The following is a 4,830-nucleotide window of genomic DNA, read 5'->3' as shown; positions in this document are numbered from 1 at the left end:
TCGTCTATAACTTGATGGAATGGCTTGATGCTTCAGGGGTGACATGAGCCCATTAAAGCTTATTGTATAAGGCTTTGATGCCAATCAGCTATGGCTTGATACAGTCGCCAATTGACCCTATGTTCATTGTCTTGATGCACTCGCTGATGGGGGAAACCCCCTGTTCCGAAGCTGCATCGCTTTCTCGAAGCACATGACCCTTATAACTCTAGCGTTTTCTAGCCTAATGAGGTACACAGGATTTTTTCCCTGTTCTCTGTTCCCTGTTCCCTGTTCCCTGTTCCCTGTTCCCTGTTCCCTGTTCCCTGTTCCCTAAAACCAGGGACTCTGTACCTGACCAAATTGAAAACGGCTATACATCCAAGGTCGCGTCCAAAACAGCATGTATCTTTTAGGTGCGACCCGTGGCGAATTTAATTCGCCAACGGAAAGCGCACCTTAAGGAACTGATGGGCTGAAATGATTACCCAGGAGGGGTTGTCTATAGAAATTTTAATATTGAGGTAAATCAATGAATCAAACCTTATTAAGTGGTCTAGACAATAGTGATATCGACTGGCTAGTTAGTGTTAGTGAAATAGAACAAGTCAATACTGGTCAAGTATTGAGGCAAGGTGATAAGTCTATTAAGACTCTTTATCTGATTATTGAGGGGAACCTAAAAATATCTTTGCCACAGCCTACGGATAATCGGCTCCATCGGGCATTTGCACTCTTGGAAGATAGTAAGGTTTTAGAACAGGAACTGATCAGCGTAACTACAGGAGAGCTGATAGGAGAAGATTTACTGTTTCAGAGTGAGTTACCTTCAAGTAAGGTGATCGCTCAGAGTTCTTCTCGGTTACTGGCTATTCCCCAAAAAGAATTACAGGAAAAACTAGAGAAAGATTTAGCTTTTTCGGCACGGTTTTATAAAGCCATTGCCATTTCACTTTCTGAACGACTGGTAAAGCTGACGGACAAACTTCGCTCAAAACGATTGAGAAGACGAACAAATGCAAGCAAAGAAGTGCTTTTAGCATTTGGGGAGCTAAATGATAGTGATATTGATTGGATGATTAAAAATGGAAATTATCAGACAATAAAAGCAGAGACTCTGCTATTCCAAGAAGGAAGACCGGCTGAAAAGATGTATATTCTGCTTGATGGTTTCGCAAGTGTTACCTTAGCAGAAACTGCCAGAAGTCCTTTGGAAACGGCTTTTGCAGCCCTAGATACTAGTTATAGTGTTACCTCTGAGCAAGAGATTATCGCCCTTCAGCGAGGGGAAATTCTTGGTGAAATGCCTTTTGGGGTTTCCCAGCTCAGTTCAGTTAATGTTCGCTGTCTTGAGGATTCAAGAGTACTAGCAATTGCTAGAAATTTACTGGCTACTAAATTACAGGACGATATTGGTTTCTCAGCAAGGTTTTATCGAGCCGTTTCCTTATTGGCGATAGAGAGATTTAAAACTACTGTAGAATTACTAGGTTATAAAAGGAGAATTTACAGTAGTGAAAAGACTTTAGCATCTTCTGTTCCCTATGATGATGAAATGAGTGATAACCGCTTAGATAATTTAACCTTAGCTGGCTCTCGATTTAATTGGATGTTGAAGCAACTCAAAACCTTGAATAATAATCAGCATGATTTCAATATAATCACAGGATAGTTAGCCAAGATTGTTGTTAAGAACAATTTGGATAAGTTAGCTACATCATAGTTGTATATTTGGAGAAAATTAGATGTCTATTATTGCCATTCACTCTTATCGAGGGGGAGCAGGAAAAACCAACATAACTGCCAGTTTAGCGACAATTGTTGCTAGTCAGGGTCATCGAGTTGGAATTGTGGATGCAGACCTCCATAACCCAGGTATTTATGTGTTATTTGGGTTGACTAAAGATCACTTAGGTTATTCTTTAAACGATTACCTATGGAATAATTGTCAAATTACTGAAGCTGATTATGATGTAACGTCCGTGTTAGGTCTTCAAGACCGCTGTCAGATGACTGAAACCGACTATGATGTGATTGCCAAGAAAAAAAAGTCAACAGAGAACTGTTTTCTGTCTTTGGTTCCAGCCAGTATGAAACAAGAAGATATTAGCCGAATGTTGCGAGAAGGCTATGATGTTCGCTTACTGGAAAAAGGGTTTAGAGCTTTAATTAATGAACTCAATCTAGATTTTCTGTTTGTTGATACTCATCCAGGTCTGAATGAAGAGGTATTAGTCTCTTTAACCTTGTCTGATACTCTGGTTTTAATTATGAAACCGGATCAGCAAGATTTTCAAGCAACTGGGATTATGTTGGACTTGGCAAACAAGTTAAAAATACAGAAAACCTTGCTGGTAATGAATATGATGATTGAATCGTTATGGATTGATCGTTTTAGCCATAAATTTAAGGACGAATATGGATTTTCGTTGGCTGCAGTTATTCCCTGGTCAGAAGATATGAAGATGCTAGGAAGTCGAAAGATTTTTTCTCTGGCTTTTCCTGAACATCCGCTTACTGAAGTTTTAGAAAAACTGGCTCATAAAATCATAAATTAGTATAAATTTTGAGGTGAATTATGCAGATTCAGATGATTGGTCACGCTTCTATCTTTGTTGAGACTGAAAATTGTCAAATCTTGATGGATCCGGTTTTGTGGGATTCTCACTGTGAAGGAATAGAAGATATTTGTCCTAAACGAAAAGTCTACCATGACCAGATTCCAGGGTTTGATATCTTGATTATCTCTCATCGTCATTTAGATCATTTTGATATTCAATCCCTAGCTTCTCTACCGAAAAATGTTGATGTTTTCATCCCCTACGATAAACTGATGGAAACCTGTTTACGAGATTTGGGATATTCACAAATCTATAAATTAAAAGATTGGAGTGAGGTCAAAATTGGTTCAACTCGTTTAATTGCAACTCGTTCAGAAAATCGTGTTCCTGAATATGGAATGTTATTCACTGACCCTTCAGGGGTGTTCTGGAATCAAGTTGATTCGCATGTAAGTGTTGAAACGATTAGTTTGATTAAATCTCGCTATCCTCAGATTGATTTTTTGTTGGCTTGTTGGCAACCGATGTTAGAAACACAGCATCAGGATAATCAGCCATGTTATTTTCCCTATGATTTCTATGATGGACTGTTGAAAAAAATTAGCTTACTTAAACCCTATAGTGTTGCTCCTGGGGCCAATGGGTTTAAATTAATTCAAGGTTCATCTTGGTTAAATAAAGTTGTTTTTCCAGTTACTAAAGAACAATTTTGTCGAGATGTGGCTATTGTTTGCCCTGGATTAAAAGAGAATGTTTTCCCTTTGAATCCAGGGGATGTTGTGAATGTTAAAAATGGCGAAGTGAGTTACATGAAACAAAGGTCTTCTTTTGTGCAAATGTTAGAAGATGATCAACAAGATTTACGGTTCTCGCCTGTTAATATTGGAGATCAGCTGATTGACGATAATCCTGATGGCTATGATTTGGAGGAGATTCAACAAACCATTTATTCAGAAGTTAACTCTGACTTTCCTAAGTTTGTGACAGAAAAAAAAGACTCCTTATTTATAGAGTATTGTCACTGGAAGTTAATTTATCAGTTAGAAATCGTCTTCCCAGATAACATACAACAGTATTACTTTGATTTTTCGGAAGAGAATATTGAGTGTCACACTGGGTATAATCCTTTGGCTCATATCTTTACGACCATTGCGGCTTCAAGTTTTTATAGCATAATCAAAGGAATTAAAGGATGGGATTCTGCTAAGATGGGAGGTTACTGTCGCAGTTTTCAAAAACTATATTTGCCTACTCCTTCTGGAATTGTTAAGCCAATTGAAGTCAATAACTTACAGATTAAATATCCCCTTACTATGAGATTTCCACCAGATGAACTTTTTGAAAAAGTTCGCCATCAAGAAGTTCAAAGATGGAAATCTAGTGAGGTTAATCCAAAAGTTGTTCAGAAGGACGAAACTAAAATGTTGAGAATTGGTAATACTTTAGTCCGCTTATCAACAAAGAATAATAAAGTGAGTGCTGATCCTGAAGACGTAACTGAAAATTTACAGTTAGTTGGAGGAAAATAAACATGAAAATCACTCGGAATCAATATTCCTCTCTTCGAGAGAAAGCCTTTAACCCTGATTATCTCCATAACTTGGAAAAGGACATTTTATCTTCTCCTTACTTAGGAGCAAATCAACTCAGTGAAAGTTTTAGCAAAACTAAAGGTTTTTCAGTTGTTTTTAAAACTGCAGGAATAGACCAGGCAAAACAACATTTTCCTTTTCTTAAACCCTATTTACAAGCCAGTTTGAACCCTAGCTGCAATGCCTTTTATCTGAATCCTTTAATTCTACAAGCGGGTGGGGACGTCAAACCTCATGTGGACTGTAGTATTTCTAGCTATGTAGAGAGTCACACCATTCCACTTGTTGTCAGTGTTCTTTATGTGAAAATTCCTGAGGATTTAGAACGGGGAGAACTATTGTTACAAAAAGGAAATTTTACTATCCAGACTATCAAACCTCAAGAAAATTTGTTGCTTTATTTTAAAGGAAATTTAACTCATTCAGTTAATCATGTCAAAACCTCACAAGTTCGGATGAGCTTGGTTTGTGAACAGTATGCTTTGGACTCAGCAAAACTTAAGAATATCCCTGAATTTGAAATAGAGTTTAACTCTTTGTCCCTTGCTTATCAGTAGCTAAGTCGTAAGCTATCAGCTACAGCTATCAGCTATCAGCTTATGCGCTACGCGCACGCTAGGTGAACAGCTTTTGAATAAGCGATGCAGCGCGGTCTTGGGGAGGCAGAGGTGCGACCCGTGGCGAATTTAATTCGCCAA

The 4,830-nt window shown here is 38.1% G+C and carries 4 protein-coding genes; all 4 read left to right on the top strand.

Going from position 1 to position 4,830, the window contains the following annotated elements; translation table 11 throughout:
- Positions 1 to 511 precede the first annotated feature (511 nt).
- The 4 genes from F6K49_RS35350 to F6K49_RS35335 all read left to right on the top strand — a co-directional run bounded on the left by F6K49_RS35350 (position 512) and on the right by F6K49_RS35335 (position 4,689).
- The gene (locus F6K49_RS35350; protein ID WP_293057283.1) at positions 512 to 1,651 is read left to right on the top strand and encodes a cyclic nucleotide-binding domain-containing protein; all 1,140 of its coding nucleotides are present in this window, start codon (positions 512 to 514) and stop codon (positions 1,649 to 1,651) included.
- 73 nt (positions 1,652 to 1,724) lie between these two features.
- Positions 1,725 to 2,537 carry a MinD/ParA family protein gene (locus F6K49_RS35345; RefSeq protein WP_293057280.1) on the top strand — a complete coding sequence of 271 codons (813 nt, stop codon included), beginning with the start codon at positions 1,725 to 1,727 and terminating at the stop codon, positions 2,535 to 2,537.
- 20 nt (positions 2,538 to 2,557) lie between these two features.
- Positions 2,558 to 4,069, top strand: coding sequence for an MBL fold metallo-hydrolase (locus F6K49_RS35340; RefSeq protein ID WP_366514264.1), 1,512 nt, complete (start codon positions 2,558 to 2,560; stop codon positions 4,067 to 4,069).
- A gap of 2 nt (positions 4,070 to 4,071) precedes the next feature.
- A complete protein-coding gene (locus F6K49_RS35335) occupies positions 4,072 to 4,689 on the top strand; it encodes a 2OG-Fe(II) oxygenase (RefSeq protein ID WP_293104275.1) in 618 nt (205 codons plus the stop codon).
- Positions 4,690 to 4,830 lie beyond the last annotated feature (141 nt).

The sequence above is a fragment of the Moorena sp. SIO3I6 genome (genome assembly GCF_010672095.1).
The sequence above is the reverse complement of the archived record's forward strand: the minus strand, read 5'-3'. Positions and strand labels throughout refer to the sequence as shown.